This window comes from Paenibacillus sp. 2KB_20, from assembly GCF_052115765.1.
GTDB lineage: Bacteria > Bacillota > Bacilli > Paenibacillales > Paenibacillaceae > Paenibacillus_AQ.
In genome coordinates, this window is the sequence record NZ_JBFRHH010000012.1 from 91,234 (window position 1) to 109,987 (window position 18,754).

Sequence of the window (18,754 nt, forward strand, 5' to 3'; positions counted from 1 at the left end):
GCAAAATTAAATCCCATGAAAACTGTACCTGGGCAAATAATCGTTGAATCAACAATCAACAAAAAAGGATTTATTCATATCATCTCGAACATGATATTTCGGTGCATGGATTGCTAGGTTACATTGGTTACCATCCCCTATACTCAATCTTGAAAGGATGGTCTGTATGGATTGGCTGGATCGTATGAACAACGCAATGGAATATGTAGAAACACACCTGTCTGATACGATTGATTACGATATCGTGGCTAGAATTGCCTGCTGCTCAACATACCATTTTCAACGAATGTTTCCGTTCATAACAAATGTGTCGCTTTCAGAGTATATTAGGCGCAGGCGGCTCACCCTTGCCGCATTTAAACTGCAGCAGAGCGGTACAAAGGTCATCGACATCGCTTTAAAATATGGTTACGAATCGCCTGAGGCATTTTCTAGAGCGTTTAAAAAAATGCACGGTGTGATGCCAATGTCAGCGCGCGACAAAGGCGTTACCCTGAAGGCCTATCCTCGATTATCCTTTCATATTTCGATTCGAGGAGATGTTGGCGATATTCTCAACCGGCCTCTACCCCGACGGGCAAAGCGGTATTCATGAATTGTGGAAGCGCATTTGGGCAGAGTGGTTTCCAACCTGCAATTACGAACCAGCAAATGGTCCTGAGTTTGAAATGACTTACGATAGAGGCAACAGCATGTATGAAATGGAAGTTTGGATCCCTGTCGTTAAGAAGAAGGGCTCTTAGAACGAGAAGAGCAGCACGAGGGTCAATCTCTCATGCTGCTTTCTCTCGTCCTGCCTCTAATGCCCTCTACGCTTAAAATAATAAACGATACCCAACACATTAAATGATCATCCGTTCGTCTATGTGCGCGATATTCGCGGCTTTTTAACGAATATGTTAGTAATTAGATACAATGCTTACTCTCCAACCTTAGAAGCGGGCAGTTTTACAACAGCTGTAAGTCCTTCCCCTCGATCACTCTCCAGAATCAGTTCTCCCTGATGAGCCTTGGCAATCCTCTCCACCATGGGTAGTCCCAGTCCATGTCCTTGTCGGTTCGGGCGTGTTCGTCCAGAAGTGTAGGGAAGTAAAATCACGCCCTTTAGTTCTTCTTTCGGGATGCCTTTTCCGTTGTCCGATACCACAAAGCTATAACCCCCCCCGTCTGCCGGACCCGTTTTCAATTCAATTTTACATCCGTCCGGATTATGCCTGATACTGTTCTGTACCAGGTTCGTTATCGCCCGATACAATAGACGTTCATCCCCGCTCACGATCAGACTCTCGTCCATCACATGAAGAGAAATGTCATAGCTCTCATCGAGGCCGTTGTTTAAAAAGTCGGATACGACCTGTCTGGCCAACGCGGAGAGACGGATCGACTTCAACTGTAATGGCTGCATATCGTATTCCAGCATCGATACCAAATTCAGATCACTCACCAAAGATCGCAAGCGTTCCCCCTGGCGACGGATGATTGCAGCCTGTTGTTTATGCTCAGCAGACAGTTCCGGCTGGTCCTCCAACTCGCTCGCATAACCCAGGATCATGGATAGCGGTGTCCGGATATCATGGGAGATGCCTGCGATCCAGTTCGATCTCGCAACGTCCCTCGCTTTGAGTGCATCATTCTTCTCTTGGAGCATCTGAGAGGTCGAATTGATGCTTTGGGACACATCATTGAATATACCCCCTGTATCCACCTGGACCGGCTCTTCCTTGGAAAGAGCATGGATTCCATGAATCAACGGCCTTATTCCCCGGATGACCCGCGTTCCAATTAGCACGGAAACCAGCAGTGCAAGGGCTACATTGCACAACAGTAACAACAAAATTCGTACAGGTAGGGACCTTAGCCACTCGACCAAGAAGTCGATTTGATATTTTCCGTAGGTGTTTTTGGGATATCCCAATACCAGCAATCCATCTTCTCGTTCCCATACATATACGGGGTATTCCATCAGATAGTAGCGGGAGAACTTGGCTACGTCCGTTACATCATAGGACCTTGGAATGTCCTCAGGCAGTCGTTCGCTCCACTGTACCTCTCCATCCCGATCCATCAACATGGCCCAAGTTTGGTGCGTATCCAGCAGTTGAATCCCCTCATGGCCAAGCACATAGTTTCCCTGTTGCAGAACCAATTCGTTGGCCAATTTTTGCACAATTGCTTCAGGGGAAGGCCCTTTGTGGTTTTCCTGGAAAATCAATGAACCGAGTAATACCAGATTGAACAGCAACAGAAGAAAGGAAACCAGAATCGTCGAACCGACAAACCGCCGTAATATCCGGATAACGCCATCCATTATCGGGACTCCTGTGTCATGAGTTTATACCCGAGTCCACGCACGGTTAACAAATACACCGGATTTGATGGATCTTCCTCGATTTTCTCCCGAATGCGTCGAACATGCACCATCAAAGTGTTCTCATAACCATAAATCTCATCACCCCATACGGCTTGGCATAAAGCGTCACTGGTTACGATCCGGCCCTGATTCTCATACAGCTTCATCAGTATGGAGTGCTCCTTAGCAGTCAACGAGAATTCTTTGTGCTCCCTTAGTACGACAGCGCTATCCAAATCTACCGTTAGAGCACCTAACCGAAATACAGGTAACCGTTCTACGATGTTGGAGGCATAAACCCGCTTCAAAATAGCCATCAGTCGGAGAATAAGCTCTCTGGGCAAAAAGGGCTTGACCATATAATCATCAGCGCCCAAGCCTAGCCCGAGCAGCCGATCTTCATCTTCACCTCGCGCAGACAAAAACAGTACAGGCATGTCCGTAAACGACCGGATGGATGAAAGCAGCGAAAAGCCGTCTCCATCCGGCAGCATGATATCCAATATGGCCGCATCTGGCTTCTCCGATCTGCATACAGACAGGGCATTCGAGAAATTGCCGGCAGTATAGATCCGGAAGAAGCCTTCTCTTCGTAGGAAACGTTCAATCATCTCCCGTATTTCAGGCTCGTCGTCAACAATCAGTATTTTTTTATTCTTTATCAAGTCCATTTCACATCACCCAATTTAGTATACATGACGAATGCATGCAGCCGATATTTTCCTAATCTATTTAAGGTAAATGTAAGGTTAACTTCAGCGGAACGCAAGAATCCTGTTCTATAGTGAGCAACAGAGACCTTTATGAAATGGAGTTGAAATCAATGTTAATTACGTCGCCCCCCATCGTGGAGACCCATAACCTGTCCAAAGCTTATAGTGGTACACACCGTGTACACCAGGTGAATCTAACAGTGCAACCCGGACAAATCTTCGGCTTCCTGGGCCCGAATGGAGCTGGCAAAACAACCACGCTTAAGATGCTGCTCGGGCTCATTAAGCCTACCGAAGGCAAGGTCAAAATGTTTGGCAAAGACTTGGACAATCATCGCCCGTCCATTCTGAACCAGACCGGTTCCCTGATCGAATCTCCGTCATATTACGGCCATCTGACAGGACTTGAGAATTTGAAGGTCATGCAGCGTCTCCGCAGCGTCCCGAGCAAGAATATAGACGAGGTACTCCGAATTGTAAAACTCGAAAACCATAAGCATAAGAAGGCAGACCAATACTCTTTGGGTATGAAACAACGGCTAGGCATTGCCATGGCTCTGCTCGCCTTTCCCAGCCTGCTGATTCTGGATGAGCCAACGAACGGCCTTGATCCTGCGGGTATCGGCGAAATCCGTGAGTTAATCAAATCCCTCCCCGGACAATACGGGATTACCGTGGTGTTATCGAGCCATCTATTGTCGGAGATAGAGCAGATTGCAACATCCGTAGGCATTATCAATGACGGTAAGCTGCTTTTTCAGGGGACGATGCAGAACCTCCAAACCAGCAACAAAGCCACCATTCGTTTCAAGACAACGGACCCGACAAGAGCGGCGAAGATTCTGCTAACCCAAGGATATTTGCCCAAAATCCAGGGGAAACAGCTTGTGTTTGAACATCTCCCGGACGAGGAAGTTTCACGCATAAATCGGGTGCTGGTGGAACAAGATCTTCCCGTCATCCGGATTGAGGAGCATAAAAAGAGCCTGGAAGACATTTTCCTTGATTTGACCGGAAGGGAGCGGAGCCTATAATGATTGCTCTATCACTGGAGTATTTCAAAATTCGCCGCAAACGGATCTGGGTCATGCTTACGCTGTTTCTTGCTGCTGAGATGGTCTGGGCATCCATGTCCATGAGTATTTCCATTTCAAGGAGCGCTGCTAATGCGAGTTGGGAAGCCTTGATCTTCAGCATCTCTTCCATGAACGGTCTGTTTCTTCCTATTATTTCAGCTATTGTGGTTTCCCGCATTTGTGACATGGAGCATAAGGGAAACACGTGGAAAATGTTAATGACAACCAATATAGGTCGGAATCATGTCTACGCTGCAAAATACATATGTGCGAACAGCCTGATCCTCTACGGTATTATGGCGCAGGCAGTTTTCATCGTGGGATTCGGCAAATCCAAAGGCATTGGCGGGAGTTTACCACTTTCCCTGCTCGTCCAATTTACCATCGGAACGATGGTAACAACATTCGTCATCATCGCTCTCCAGCAATGGTTGTCCCTTACGGTACGGAATCAGGCTTTCTCCTTATGTTTGGGCATGCTGGGCGGCTTTATTGGAACGACATCCGGGCTATTTCCGTCCGGCATTCGTCACCTGTTCGTTTGGTCCTACTACATGGATTTAAGTCCAGTTACCTATGTGTACAGCTCTACTTCAGGTTCATATCTATCCGGCCCGCTGCCTGCTGGATTGCTGATTGCTTCTATTCTTCTGGCTGCGGTTTTCTATTTTGCAGGGAGCATTCACACTTCAAAACAAGAGATCTAAGGAGGAACCCCATGTTAAGGAGCATTTCCGCCGAATGGCTCAAACTTCGACATTCCCGCATCGGCCTGGTACTGGCGATACTGCCCGTATTCAGCCTGCTGATCGGATGCTTTAACTTTTATTTCAACCAAGCAGCCTTGCAGAACGGTTGGTACAGCCTGTGGACACAAGTCAGTTTGTTTTATGGTGAGTTTTTTCTGCCCATTCTGATTGCCATCTGCTGTGCCTTCGTATGCCGATTGGAACACGCAAATCGTAACTGGAATATGGTTCTTGCCTCCCCAATGTCCATCACCAGCCTGTTTGTTGCCAAATTGTTTACTGTCAGCATGCTGATCTTTGCCGCCCAGACCTTCTTTATGTTCATGTACTGGGCCGCTGGCCGGTTATTCTCCATTCCGGGCCCGTTCCCGATGGAAACCGTAATATGGAGCCTGCGCGGATGGTTCGCTTCCATTTCCATTGCGGCACTGCAGTTGGGGTTGTCCATAAGGATCAGAAGTTTCGCTACGCCTATCGGTATCAGCCTTTGCGCCGTTTTTCTGGGACTCGGCTTGTATGTGCTGAACTTCGGCATGCTGTTTCCCTACTCTTTGTTAACCATAGGCATGGGCGTCCTGAGTCAAAAAGGACTAACCCTTGCGGAGAGCCTCGTTTTTATGTTCATGAACAGCACCTTTATTCTGCTATTCGGAGCATGGTCCATCCGCCGCTTGAAATACAAAGATATCGCTTCATCCTAAATTCATAAAGAAAAAGGAGCATTGAATATGAAAAGAGCATTTGCCATCCTCGCATTTTGAATTGCACTATTTGTGATTTTTATGTCAACTGTCAAATTGACCTCAGATCTTCCGATGGGCAAAGAAACCTACTATACCATCGTGGATTGTGCTCCCGGCATTGGGAATAATGGTAGATATATCTACGTATTGGTTAGCTATACAAACGAAGGGAAGCCGAAATCATTGTCCTTTTCTTCTAGCAAACCATTACAAAACGGGGCATATTTAAAGCTGTATGTCTCAATGCTGAGGGGCGTCACCTACTGGGAAGAAGTCTCGGCAGACGCTATACCTGTGCAGGCGAAGCAGCTTACCTCTAAGTGCAGAAAGAAAAAGATATACAATGGCAGAAGAGCCACTCCGTATGAGAGCGGCTCTTCTCCTATCTGTATTATACCAAGCTTATCCGAGCCCTCCGTTCCTAAAAAATACAACCGTGCCGATCGTAATAATTTGCTCGAATTGACGTGTACACTCACCTGTTTTCTTCTCAAGTTGTTCTCTTATCAATGTAATCCAAAACTTCGTAATACACGATCGATCCGAAGCCCACCTGCTCAGGCAAGATAATCGCCGTCTCTTCCCCGATACGGGTATTATTCGATCTGGCATCTGACAACGTACAGCTTGCTAAATAGCATAACAAAAGCGAGTCCTTGCAGGGCTCACTTCACTATGTTTCGTTTATGTTCGGATAGCATGATTATCCACTCCATATACAGATATGCTGTGAGCATGATCATCTAAATTCTATAATATAGAACGCATCTAGTCATACAATAGTTGATACATCTTGGGAATATTATCATTTCGTATTCCTCAATGGCACTTATCGGTAGTGAGACCTGTTTGTTGAGAAATCTGACACCGTCATCTATCAGTGGATCTCAACTTCCACCGGCAGGTCATCGTCAAGTTACCTTCATGTAGCTCCGCTGTCAACGAGCCATTCATCTTGTCCATTAAACTTTTGGCAATGGAAAGACCAAGTCCCGATCCTTGGGCGGATCGGGTACGGTCGACCGTATAGAAGCGATCGAATAAGAACCTCACATCGCTTTCGGATAATTCCTTTGCTTCGTTAACAATCGTAAAGTCGGCCGTCTTATGATGTTGCTCGAAGCGAATGACCACAAGACCGGTAGCATGTTCGACCGTATTGGCGAGCAAATTCTCGAGGACCCTTCGCACAGCAGATTCGTCGGCATATACAGCCACCTCTTCCTTCGGCAATCGGATCTCCGGCGTGATACCCCTTTCGTTGAACCGATCATAGAAACCAACGAGAGTGTCTGTCAGGAGGGTGGTCATTCCGATACGCTCGGTTTTAAGTCGATAATCCGAAGACTCGATTAACGACAGCTCGAAGAAATCGTTCAATAGCGCTTGAAGCCGTCTTGTACGATTTTTAACGATTGTGACGTATTCAAGCTTCTCCTCAGGCGTAATAGATTCTGCTTCCAGTAGTTGAATAAAACCGATTATGGAGGTCAGAGGAGTCCGAATATCATGGGAAATGTTCGCAATCGCCTGCCTTAACTCATTCTCGGTTCGTCTTCTGAGGGCCTCCGCGTCGACGATGAGATCGGACTGGCGATTAATTTGTACCGCAAGCGCTTCGAGCCTCCTGTCGAATAGAGTTAAGTTGATTTTTTTGCCGGTTGTCCGTTTATTGTAACGGCACAGTTGCTCTGTCATCCTCCCCAACTCCCGCCTCAACAGCAGCAGACGGGCTAGCAGGAGAGCCACCACCGTAGCCAATATAAGCGTTATGATAAGCAAGACTCTCCCGCCTCTCTCGTCCTTTATTTAATTTCCTTTCTACGGTACACGAGAATACCAAGCAGACCGGATATGACGATCGTCAGCAATGGCACGAGCAGAAGTGCTGGCAGATCACCGTTGTCGATATTGGTCTTACTGATATTGCCTAGTAGCTTGAAGATAGAATAATCGTATAGCGTAGTAAACAATGGGACATATTCACCCAAACCGGTCATAATTGAATCAATCATTAGGAAGAAAATCATCGAGAAGCCGATCGTTTTGCCGCTATCGGTCAATACGGTTGTGAACATGGCCCCAACCGCCGCATAGCCCGAAGCATACAACAGTGTTAGTCCGAGGACTCTCGGTATGAAGAACGTGTCGAGCCCCTCCGGCAGTTGACCGAAACCTGCAAGCACTGAAACTTCGATCGTGCTGACGATCGGAAATACAAGAGAGATAGCCATCGCACCGACTGCGAATCCGATCACTTTGGCGGCAAACAGCCGCCCTCTATCATTGCCCGACGATGCAATAGTTTTCATAACACCTGTCGAATATTCGTTAGAGATGAAGAATCCCGCCAGAGCGGCTACCCCGAATTTGATAACATAGGCATTGCCCGTAATAAAGTTTAGTAGAAATTCGGCACCGGTGATCTGCGGATCTCCATTGGACATATTGTCAAAATAATAGAGCAGCGGATACGCTAGTGAAAGAGCAGCGATTGCGAGCAGTAGCACACGGAACGATCTGTCCTTGCGCAGCTTGAATAGCTCGGCTCTGATTAAATTATACATGCAGGGCACCCCCGATCCGCTTCGTGAAATAGCTCTCCAAGTCTTCGCCCATCGGCATAAACTGCTCAATCTCCAGGCCCGCGGTGAATAGTGCCGAAGATACTTTACCTGGGTGCTCGATGCTGCTATACAGCTTGATGGCGCCATCGGGCATCACTTCGAAATCGGTTGTGCCAAGCTCATTCTGAATTACAGTTGCCGCTTTGTCCGGATTATCCGCTTTAATAAACACGTACTGCTGGCATTTGCCGTTCAATTCTTGGGCAGTGAGCTGCTCCAGCAACTGGCCGTGATGAATGATGCCGAAGTGGCTCGCCAGTAAATACAACTCACTCAGAATATGACTAGAGATCAGAATCGTAATCCCTCGCTCGCGGTTGAGCCGCTTGAGCAGCTCGCGCATTTCAATGACCCCCATCGGATCGAGCCCGTTGGTCGGCTCGTCCAGGATGAGAAATTCCGGCTCACCTAGTAAGGCGATTGCGAGTCCGAGTCTCTGCTTCATTCCAAGTGAGAAATTTTTCGCTTTCTTCCTGCCCGTTCCCTGTAGTCCGACCAGTTCAAGCATGCTTGGGACGCAATCTTGGCCGGGGATGCCACGGAGAATCCGGTTCGCCTCCAAATTCTCAGCGGCGGTCATATGAGGAAACAACGCCGGGCTCTCGATAATCGACCCGATCCGCTTACGAGCTTGAATCAACGTCCGCTCATCGCTGGCGCCGAACAGTTCGATCGTTCCTTCGGTTGGAAAAGCAAGCCCTGTCACGATGCGTATAAGCGTCGATTTTCCTGCTCCGTTCTGCCCAATAAAGCCATAAATGGAGCCCTTGCGGATGGATAAATTCACTTTGTCCAACGCTAGGCTACCTTTGAATTTCTTGGATAACTGGTTCGTTTGCAATACATATTCGCTCATCGTCGTCTTGGCCTCCCTTATGTGATAGACCAAGTATAGGAACAAAAAATTAAGAGGGTCTAAAGCCAAATCTTAAGAATGTCTTAAGGCATGAGCCGATAACCTATGCCCCATACCGTTTCGATAAATTCGCTGCCCGGCGCGGCCTTTGCCAGCTTGCTGCGCAAATTGCTCATATGTACGTTGACCGTGTTGACGTCTCCATAGAATGGCTCGTTCCATACGCTTTCATATAGATCGGCTTTCGTGAATACCTTTTTAGGCGCTGACATTAACAACGCGAGAATCTCATACTCCCGGGCAGTCAGTGCAAGCTCTATCCCATCCGTCGTTACGGACTTAGCGTCGCGGTCGAGCACAAGTCCATTATGCTGCAGAACGTTGGGTACAATCGGCAGCGCTATCTGCGCAAACCGACGCAGATGGGAATCGATTCGCGCCGACACTTCCTCGATATCGAACGGTTTCGTAATGAAGTCGTCCGCCCCCCCTCGCAGTGCCGATACCTTGGTATGCTGTTCGCCCTTGGCTGAAATAATAATAACTGGACCATTTCTCCGTCCGTCGATCCGTTTGAGCAGTTCCTCACCTGTCATTCCCGGTAACATCAGATCGAGCAGTACCATGCTCCATTGGCGCTGCTCCAGATAGAGAAGCGCTTCTGTGCCGGAGAACGCGGGCTGTGGAACGTAGCCGCTTTTTCTTATAATGCTGCATAACAGCTGGCTAATATCACTATCGTCCTCGGCTACGAGAATATGTATCGAATTATCCATCGTATCTCCTTAATATTATGTAGTAGCATGTAGTAGCTTATTACTTAGATATCCTTTAGCAATAAAAGATATGAGTCGAAAGGTTCCCAGTTCACAGGTTCGGTAAGCAAGGACGCGTACGTATCATAACCCCCGAATCGAACTCGCACGACGTCAACGCCACGGGTTAGGAAGCTGTCCAGTAGAGTCGGTAGTTTCTCGAACGCAGTACGGCTAACCGTTGGTTTGGACAAAGCCTCGAGGCGTTCCGGCAGAGTCTCGTCGGGAAAGAAGCCGCGTGTAAAGAGCATGAGTTCAGCGCCCATTACCATGACAACCTCCACCCCCGTAATTCGGAGGTGTTCGGCACGTTCTGCACAGTCCTCAAGCAAGGGGTGAGAACCTTAGAGTTTTCGTTTGCATTCATGTTTATAATAATCTTGCACATGTACTGCTTTGAATCCAACTGACTCATATAACCTCAAAGCATGGTCGTTTCTCGTTTCGACTTCTAAGTGTATCGTAAATCCAGCAGAGCTTTGCTCTTTAACGACTTGACGAAGCACTTTCCTGCCTATACCTCTGCCCTGATATTCCGGCAAGATGGAGAAACCATAAATCCATGCCTGCCCGTCTTCACGACTCACCCGAAGTTTTCCAACCGTTTCTTCTTTCACGTCAATCATGAGCATATCCGTGTTATCCGCGAAATGATGGCTTTCCATCGCTCTGGCGTCATCTTCTTCCAATCCGAACGCCGTCACGGACAAACGAACGCTCATTTCGTAATCTTCTTCGGTTGCCTGTCTCAGAAGCACATCGTTCGTCTCCACCAGAGGCGTTTCGCGCCACTCCATTTGATGCTCCGAGAATGCATATTCAGCACCTTGTGTATTCAAAAAGAATTTTGCCGCATCTGATCCCGCAGGCGCGTTCAACAAGATTTTCTTGTATCTATTTGAGTTTGCTTTTTCCATTGCCAGGTGAAACAACCGCCCGAAATGCCCCTTTCGACGTTCACTTGGTTTTACCATGCCGCATACCTCGACAGTAGAACCAAAAGCATACAGACCTAAAAACGCTATAAGTTCGCCGTTTTCATAATGAAAAAAATCAAGCGGCTCCGTTTGGCGATCTCTTAGCATTTCCCAGTTAAGCTTCAGTTGTACATGATCAAGAATTTCACACTCTTTTTGCAATTGTTCAATGTCTTGTAGTTGTTGTGTCGTTAACATATTTTTCTCCTTTTAACTGTCGCATCAATAAAACTAAAGCTATAAAAATTCGAAACACCTAGCCGGGAGACGAACATCATCTGTCCGTTAAGTTCTACTTTACCATACTCACATGATGTGAGGGCATTCATTTGACTACACAAAGAAAAAAGGACTTGTGGCTAAATGCCAGCAAGTTCTTCCCTTATTCGACACTCGTTAATCCAAGCCTTTTGTCTCCATGGCGCGCCAAATCACGGTAATCGCTTCTGCACGGCTAGCATGAGATTTGGGTTTTATCATGTCGTTTGGATAACCCTTCATGATTCCATGATCTACTGCAATCATCATCGCTTTCCGTGCCCAAGCCGCAATCTTATCCTGATCGGTAAAGATTTTGTTGGTACGCGCATGGTCCAATTGAAAAGCTTGAACCACCATTTGTGCCATTTCTTCGCGCGTAATGAAATCGTCGGGGCCAAAGGTAACCGAATCGTATCCTTGAATGATTCCGTAATAATACGCTGTTGTAATAGCTTCCCTCGCCCAATGATTCGTTGTATCGTCGAACTCCTTATTACCTTTACTAGTGAGCCCCAATGCATGAACCAGGATTGCTGCTAATTCTGCTCGGCTAATCGTACGATCAGGTCTGAAACTTCCGTCTGTATAACCGTTCACAACGCCTTTTCCTGTGATTTTCTCAATATTCTTTTGTGCCCAATGACCCTTCACATCGGTAAACGTAACACCGATTTCAGCTGGCACCATCGTTCTCGCGAAAATCGCAAATGAAGTAAAGTGGTCGGTTGTACCACTTATAATCCCCTCATCCCAGTCAATGTTGACGTTATCCAGCGCTACCCATTCCTTCGTATCTTCGTTAAACTGACGGAGTTGGAGCACATGAAGGCCTTTTTGTATGGCGTTTGCGTCAAATTTCAAGCGGATGGTTACCTCTGTATCGAATTTTCCGGATACATCTTTCTTGAACTCCACGATTTTACTAGCTAATTGTTCTCCTGCGGATAAGGGAAATTCTTCATCATCTAGAAGTTTTAGATTTATGGATAAATAAAATGGCCTCTTCAGTGCTTTAGCAAGAATGAGAATCTGCCCACCCTCAAAAGCAATGGTTCTCCCTTCCAAGCCTACAAGAAAGGTGTTGCTCGGCAGTGAATATATATGGCTATCGTTAGTGAGATTTGCATCGCTTGCTTCACTCGTCGTCTGGGTTATCAAACGATATCGGCTGGACGTGACGTTAACTGCATTACCTGTTTGGTCCTGTGCTCTTACATGCAAGTACCAATCACCGTCAACACCACTTTTCATAAGCGTAGCCTCGTTCACAAATGGTCTCCAGCCTGTAGCTGGCATGGACGAATCGGTCGTCCAATGAAACTCCAGCGAGGCTTTATCTATGCTGCTTCCTGAATCAATGACCGTTACCCTCGGTGTTGCCGATGTTGCCTGCATTTCACTTCCATTAGGGTGAATCGTAATCGATGGCGGCGTATTGTCGATCTTCACCGTGATGTCCAAGAATAACGTATTGCCCGCTTGATTGGACGCCTCAAAACGAATGTTAGTTTCGCCTTCGCTCGATATTTCAATGAGGGCCTTGTTCTCGTAGGCTTGTGAAGGCCCCCCATTCAGGGTGTAGGTCAGATTATCGATCTCGCTGACTCCCGATTCGGCATAGACGCTCAAGGTTACGCTCGACCTAGCCCATTCGCCGCTCGTATATTCACTTCCATCCGCCTTCACTAGTGTAGGCGTCAAAGTTATACCCGTTGTGCTGATGCAGACTGTACGTCGTTCAATCGATTCATTGCCCGCTGTATCGACGGCCTTGAACGAAATTGTATGAACACCTTCATCACGAAGGACGATATCTGATAAATAAGAACTCCACGACACTCCGTCATTTAGCGAATACGTAAATGAAGTGACGCCAGACTCGTCAGATGCTTCTGCACTTACGTTAACCGTTTGATTGCTCCACGTGCGATCAACATATTCCATTCCATCCGCTGTCGTCATCATAATGGAGATGGATGGCGGTGTATGGTCAACGGGAAGAGTCAGGTTGTCGATGATTCGATCCGTTAAACTGAGCAACGCATTGTTTGCGTGGTCGGAAATATTTCCCGATTGTTTATCGTAGGATAGGAGAACCTGTTGATCTTCTTCAAATGCTTTATCTACATTAAAGACAAGCGTATGAGTTCCCGATCCGCTCACCCGAGTAATAGTAGAAGGCCTCCCGTCCGCTGTAATTGTAATACCTCCGGCGTCAGTGAGGGTGACTTCTTCATCAAAGGTCACGATGACGTTATTCGGATGCTCACGTTTAATCTTCGCACTGGTGACGGTTGGTGGAGCAGCGTCCCATTCCAGGTTCGCTGCAATTCCTTGTAGAACAGGAAACATGGCTCCCTCCTGTAACACCCATATTCCGCTGAAGTCCCACTCGGTACCGAAGAGTGCATGCTGTTTCATTTCCGACGTCACCCGCGGTTCACCTTTGCCAGTATCAGATTGTCCGGTCGTTTCCTTATTATAGAAGCTCGCTGTAACCGTGCCGAATTCCCGTCCGACCAACCCCCCGACTTCGCCGCTGCCGGTTACACCGCCGACGGCATAAGTGGTCCTGATGTCACCGATATTCCTTCCCACGAGTCCGCCAACATCGGAACGACCGGAAGCGGAACCGATTGCGTAGGAATCATTGACCTTACCGCTCTCATTCCGCCCCACGAGGCCTCCGACAAAATCCATTCCGGTAACAGTCCCAGCGGCGAAGGACAGGTTAACTTGGCTATTCATATCAAGGAGTCCGACCAACCCGCCGACATTGAATTGACCATCAACTTGACCCGTTGCGTACGCCTTATTTGCCAGACCCGCATTCAAGCCGATCAATCCACCGATATGGCTGTTTCCGCTAACGCTCCCGGTAGCATACACAGCCTCAGTAACACTCCCTATGCTGTTCCTTCCGACCAGTCCACCGACTTCGTTCATTCCATTGACCGTCGCAGTCGAACTAGAACTGCCGATCATTCCGTCGTTATACCCGATCAGACCACCCGTCTTGTCTGCTCCGGTAACATTCCCTGAAACATGGACCTTCATAATCTGACTGCTGGGGCCGTTCTGTCCCGACAGCATGCCTGTCTGAAGGCCGCCGGTGACATCCCCGTTCTTTAAATGAACGTCTCGAACCTCACCGCCAGAAATATGACCGAACATACCGACACTCAACAAACTGCTCCTGTTGATATAAAGGCCGGTAATATCATATCCTTGGCCGTCGAGCGTACCTGTGAACGGAGTGCTGTCATTACCGATTGGTTCAAAACCGAAACCGTTCCCTATACTCGTCGCCCACATATCGGAGCGACTGTTGTCAGTGAACGTTGTGTCGAAATCAATACCCTGCGCCAGTGTGTAATTCGCTGACAGATCCATGGCCATCAGTTGCAGTTGATGCGAGTTCCCAATTGCGGCCGACCATTCGGAGCGAAGGAATGGTCGTGTCGAGTCTTCGACCATAAACCAGTCATTGTTGAAATCCCAGCCCGAGTAACTCGATGGGGTTAGTGCATGTGCGGTAGTGAGGCCGGTCGCTTTACAAGATCCGTATGTATCGTATCCGCAGGCGTTATCCAAGCCGACCGTTTCGGCATCCCAGAAACTGTCGCTAAAAGTTCCGCTATTACTCCCCACCAGACCACCCACAATATGATCGCGCCCGCTGACGCTGCCAGTGGCGTATGACTGAATGATCGATCCGTGGTCCGTGCTGCCCACAAGACCGCCGACAGCACTCCCGCCATGTACAGCTCCCGTGGCGTATGACTGACTAATGAGAGCAGAAATATTATAACCGACCAGGCCGCCGACATGTTCAGCGCTCCCGCTGACGGCACCCGTGGCGTAGGACCGGAATATTTCCCCACCTTCATTATCCCCTACTAACCCTCCGACTATAGAGGTACCACTGATCGTACCGGCAGCATAGGAGTCACTCACCGTCCCGTCATTACGCCCTGCCAAACCACCGACATAATCGGTACCGGTGACGGCACTCGTAGAGTAAGAGGAGGTTATTTTACCGTGAATGCCATTGTATCCGACCAACCCTCCGACGGTGGTCATCTGGCTTCTAACCGTTCCGGTAACGTAGGACTGCTCAATCGTTCCAGTGTTACGCCCTGCAAGCCCGCCTACATGGTTGTTTCCGATGATCGAACCTCCTTCGAGAGCGATATGGTCTATCACCCCGTTGGAGCCTACCATCCCGAATAGGCCGACAATGTCAATCTTGGGCTGATGAATGGTCAAATTACGGATGACATGTCCAGCTCCATCAAAGACACCGGTGAACGGGCTATTCCCGTTTCCGTCGTTGCCTATAGGCATAAAGCCAGCCCCGTTACTCCAATTTGCTGTCTCCGAAGCATCGATATCCGCTCCGAGCTTGTAATGAGCATTCAAATCATTACGCACGGCGTTTAATTGATTTAACGTTGTAATGACGTAAGGATTGTTCGCCGTCCCATCACCGGACATTGCATCATTCGAAGCGAATGCTTGAAACGGGATGATGCCTATCACGAGAAATAATGCCATCGAAATACAGAAGATGCGTCTCATCTGATCTTTTCTTCCTTTCGTTATTCAGTTGTCACGATGAACATTATATTGGATTTTTCGATAGTTCGAATCTAACCCCGGTTATAGGCCCGGTTATAGTTCACACATTAAAAAGAGACCCGCCATCCGGCGAGCCTGCTGTTGAAACTTCTGTGTTTAACCCTGAAACTCTTTACCTCTTTTAATCGCCTCGACTCGGTTTTTCACCTGCAGCTTGCTGTAAATGCGATTGATATGTGCCTTCAAGGTCCCCATTCCGATGCCAAGCGTTTCAACGATTGCCGGATTGTCCATCCCTTCCTCCATATAACGAAATATCGTATATTCTCGCGGTGTCAGAAGCTTTTCTAATGTTGCTTTGCCTTGTACCGGAGATTCGGCTGTTCCTCCGAAAGCGGACAATATTCTCCGCACATAGGCAAGTGAAGGCGCATTTTTATCTCGAATATTCCCTTTTTGACGATGTTGGACATATTCCGCTAGCAGCTCTGCTACCAGATGGCCTTTATCAACAAACACACGGATATAATCATCGGGCTTCGCAAATGTAAGCGCCTCTTCCAGCTTGAGCAGTGCTTGTTGCGGCTTATCCCTCACCTGCAGCATCATCGCCTGGAGCACTTGGATCTCCAAAGCGTCCATCGGACGATGGCCTTTTACCGCAATTTGCAGCAATCTCTCAGATAACGCCCCTGCCTCCTGAGTGTTGCCGGTCTCCACCAATACTCTAACAAGGAAGATATAGACGAATAGCTGATATACGGATACCGGATCATCCGACGAGACCTTGTAGCGATCCTTCCATTCAATAGCTGCAGATAAGTCTCCAGAATCCACTCGCAGACGAGCCATTTCGACATCCAGCAAGATGGGGGCTTCCTTAGCGCCATCCTCAATCGCCCTTCTATAGGCTTCCTCCAACCATTTTTCGGCTTGACTGATGTCCTGCCTGGATTTGCTGATACGTGACATGAAAAGACTAGCGGGAACGTATACCTTCTCTGGTTGATAATGCGCCTGACTCGTGCCTTGTAAGCCCAGTTTCAAGTAATCCTCCGCCTGCTCCAGCTCGTTGCGTTCGTAGAGTAATTCACCATAACAAACAACGACCGAATCCTGCAGGCCCATTGGCTTCATGAACTCGATCATGCTCAAAAAGAAGGTATCCGAAAGGCTCCGAGGCAAATGTTGGCCGCGCTTGCCATTGTATGACCTGTAGATAGAAGGAGAAAGTGGCATATGAGGAGATGCAAAGATCAGATCCGTTCCTTTAGGACTATGCTGAAGTGACAGATGGATATACTCCAGTCCTTTTATCATATCCATGTCATATTGGGTCGCTTTAAAATTCCTTACATAATACAAATATCCCAAATAGCGATTATTCTCTTCCGGGCTCCAGCTTGCTGAGGAAGCAGCATAATGCTTTTCTGCTAGCTGTAAATACCGCTCCGACAGCTCCAGCTCCTGGGACCACAATAACGAAAAAATGTACGAAAAATAAAGGTACGGATACTGCATAAGCAGTTCCTCGGGAATCGCCGACAACCACACCTTCATGGTCGAAAATTCCCTGCGGACCATCAAACTTCTCATCTGTTCTAGCAGACGTATCGCTTCCGAATGATAGGCTCCGGCCAAGTAGTAATCTATCGCTTCTTCGAGCAGTCCCTGCGATTCACACCAGGCTGCAGCCGATTGGAAGAGCACATTTGTCCTCGCAGGATCAAGGCGTCGCTGCTGCTTCAGCAAAAACTCGCCGAATACATGGTGAAATCGGAACCAGTCCCTGTTCTCATCCAGCGGGATGAGGAACATGCTGCGTTTATCCAGCTCCGCTAGCATCTGTGCACCATGTTCGCCAGCTACAACCTTACATAGCTGACCGTTCATTCGCTGTAAAATCGAGACGTTCAACAGAAATTGCCTTGTTGGCTCATCCAACGATTCAAACACTTCCTCCAATAAATATAGCTCGACGCGTTCCGGGTTGGAATGTACATACTTGAAAGCTCCCATCCACTCATCATCATGAATAGACAACGAGATCAGCCTAAGTCCTGTCACCCAGCCCTCGGTTTGAAATTGGATTCGTTCAATCTGCTCTCTCTGCAGCTCCCTCTTCTCAACGTTTTGGAAGAAATTCACCGTCTCCTGCATATTGAAACACAGCTGCTGGGTATGGATTTCCTGGATCCAGTCCCGACTAATCCATCTTGACTTTAGAAATCCATGGATGCTTCGACTTGAGAAACAAAGATGCACGTAGGAAGGCAAATACTCCAGAAAATAAGAAACGGACGCCTGGATATCCGTATTATGTATGACATGCCAGTCATCCAATATCAGAATAGTCGGCTCATTCAGGCTGTTCAATTCATTTAACAGAGTAACCATAAATGGCTCGTATTGGCCCGGGCTTAGCATTGCGTTCGAGGCACGAACGGAGTCTGACAACCTACCGATTGCCTGTTCGATCGCTTTCATGAAGTAGTTCCAAAATCGGATGAGGTCATTATCCTTGTCATCCAGCGATAACCACCCGACGGGTAGGTCCAGTTGTCTGGCCCAATCACTGACCAGTGTCGTTTTACCGTATCCGGCAGGAGCCGTCACGAATGTCGCCCTGCGGTTTAGTCCCGCATTCAATCGTGCAAGCAGCCGGGGACGCGGCACTGATTGATAAAGGGGCTGGGGCAGTTTCAATTTAGTTGAAAGCAAGAAATGGCTTTCCTCTCTCTCTTGTATCATGCAGCCTCTTTTCGTTAGCCTCTATGGGCCGTTTCTTAGGTTTTGTCAATAAAAATTTCCGGAATCTGGGGATAACCAGCAGATGTGTGACATGTTTTATAAAATGAAGGATATCTAAAATTCAGATTATCTTAGTTTAAGAACTTTTGCACCTGTATTTTGGGAACAACTCGTTTTCTTAATAGAGTCGATACTTGGAAATCACTCAATATGCCATCTGAGTAAAGCAGCATGGACGATTATGAATGGGTTGAT

The 18,754-nt window shown here is 47.8% G+C and carries 16 protein-coding genes; 6 read left to right on the forward strand and 10 right to left on the reverse strand.

The window, feature by feature from the left end; all coding sequences use genetic code 11:
• Window positions 1-166: 166 nt before the first annotated feature.
• On the forward strand, window positions 167-595 hold the full coding sequence (locus AB4124_RS26585) for a helix-turn-helix transcriptional regulator (RefSeq protein WP_441974694.1): 429 nt from the start codon (window positions 167-169) through the stop codon (window positions 593-595).
• Complete coding sequence (locus AB4124_RS26590) at window positions 540-743, forward strand: GyrI-like domain-containing protein (protein ID WP_441974695.1); 204 nt, start codon at window positions 540-542, stop codon at window positions 741-743. Before AB4124_RS26585 ends, AB4124_RS26590 begins: the two co-directional genes overlap by 56 nt.
• Before the next feature lie 176 nt (window positions 744-919).
• Here the strand turns inward: AB4124_RS26590 and AB4124_RS26595 are convergent, their stop codons facing one another.
• Together AB4124_RS26595 and AB4124_RS26600 are read right to left on the reverse strand one after the other, a co-directional pair.
• Complete coding sequence (locus AB4124_RS26595; protein WP_441974696.1) at window positions 920-2,308, reverse strand: sensor histidine kinase; 1,389 nt, start codon at window positions 2,306-2,308, stop codon at window positions 920-922.
• Window positions 2,308-3,021, reverse strand: coding sequence for a response regulator transcription factor (locus AB4124_RS26600; protein WP_215162392.1), 714 nt, complete (start codon window positions 3,019-3,021; stop codon window positions 2,308-2,310). The genes AB4124_RS26595 and AB4124_RS26600 overlap by 1 nt, the downstream gene beginning before the upstream one ends.
• Before the next feature lie 152 nt (window positions 3,022-3,173).
• Here AB4124_RS26600 and AB4124_RS26605 point away from each other — a divergent pair, with 152 nt between their 5' ends.
• From AB4124_RS26605 to AB4124_RS26620, 4 genes are all read left to right on the forward strand, one after another.
• Window positions 3,174-4,097 (forward strand): ABC transporter ATP-binding protein, encoded by a 924-nt coding sequence (locus AB4124_RS26605; RefSeq protein ID WP_441974697.1) that lies wholly within the window; start codon window positions 3,174-3,176, stop codon window positions 4,095-4,097.
• Window positions 4,097-4,846, forward strand: coding sequence for an ABC transporter permease (locus AB4124_RS26610; RefSeq protein ID WP_441974698.1), 750 nt, complete (start codon window positions 4,097-4,099; stop codon window positions 4,844-4,846). The genes AB4124_RS26605 and AB4124_RS26610 overlap by 1 nt, the downstream gene beginning before the upstream one ends.
• A gap of 11 nt (window positions 4,847-4,857) precedes the next feature.
• Window positions 4,858-5,589, forward strand: coding sequence for an ABC transporter permease (locus AB4124_RS26615; protein ID WP_441974699.1), 732 nt, complete (start codon window positions 4,858-4,860; stop codon window positions 5,587-5,589).
• A gap of 114 nt (window positions 5,590-5,703) precedes the next feature.
• Window positions 5,704-6,201 (forward strand): YxeA family protein, encoded by a 498-nt coding sequence (locus tag AB4124_RS26620; protein ID WP_441974700.1) that lies wholly within the window; start codon window positions 5,704-5,706, stop codon window positions 6,199-6,201.
• Between the two features lie 300 nt (window positions 6,202-6,501).
• Here the strand turns inward: AB4124_RS26620 and AB4124_RS26625 are convergent, their stop codons facing one another.
• The 8 genes from AB4124_RS26625 to AB4124_RS26660 form a co-directional block, all read right to left on the reverse strand.
• On the reverse strand, window positions 6,502-7,413 hold the full coding sequence (locus AB4124_RS26625) for a sensor histidine kinase (RefSeq protein ID WP_441974701.1): 912 nt from the start codon (window positions 7,411-7,413) through the stop codon (window positions 6,502-6,504).
• Between the two features lie 23 nt (window positions 7,414-7,436).
• Window positions 7,437-8,198 (reverse strand): ABC transporter permease, encoded by a 762-nt coding sequence (locus tag AB4124_RS26630; RefSeq protein WP_076321680.1) that lies wholly within the window; start codon window positions 8,196-8,198, stop codon window positions 7,437-7,439.
• Window positions 8,191-9,114, reverse strand: a complete 924-nt coding sequence (locus AB4124_RS26635; protein ID WP_441974702.1) for an ABC transporter ATP-binding protein — start codon at window positions 9,112-9,114, stop codon at window positions 8,191-8,193. Before AB4124_RS26635 ends, AB4124_RS26630 begins: the two co-directional genes overlap by 8 nt.
• A gap of 83 nt (window positions 9,115-9,197) precedes the next feature.
• Window positions 9,198-9,890 (reverse strand): response regulator transcription factor, encoded by a 693-nt coding sequence (locus AB4124_RS26640; protein ID WP_076321682.1) that lies wholly within the window; start codon window positions 9,888-9,890, stop codon window positions 9,198-9,200.
• Window positions 9,891-9,934: 44 nt separating this feature from the next.
• On the reverse strand, window positions 9,935-10,201 hold the full coding sequence (locus AB4124_RS26645) for a hypothetical protein (RefSeq protein ID WP_441974703.1): 267 nt from the start codon (window positions 10,199-10,201) through the stop codon (window positions 9,935-9,937).
• Between the two features lie 72 nt (window positions 10,202-10,273).
• Window positions 10,274-11,104, reverse strand: coding sequence for a GNAT family N-acetyltransferase (locus tag AB4124_RS26650; protein ID WP_441974704.1), 831 nt, complete (start codon window positions 11,102-11,104; stop codon window positions 10,274-10,276).
• Window positions 11,105-11,302: 198 nt separating this feature from the next.
• Window positions 11,303-15,748 carry an S-layer homology domain-containing protein gene (locus AB4124_RS26655; RefSeq protein ID WP_441974705.1) on the reverse strand — a complete coding sequence of 1,482 codons (4,446 nt, stop codon included), beginning with the start codon at window positions 15,746-15,748 and terminating at the stop codon, window positions 11,303-11,305.
• Window positions 15,749-15,904: 156 nt separating this feature from the next.
• Window positions 15,905-18,469 carry a LuxR C-terminal-related transcriptional regulator gene (locus tag AB4124_RS26660; protein ID WP_441974706.1) on the reverse strand — a complete coding sequence of 855 codons (2,565 nt, stop codon included), beginning with the start codon at window positions 18,467-18,469 and terminating at the stop codon, window positions 15,905-15,907.
• Window positions 18,470-18,754: the final 285 nt, after the last annotated feature.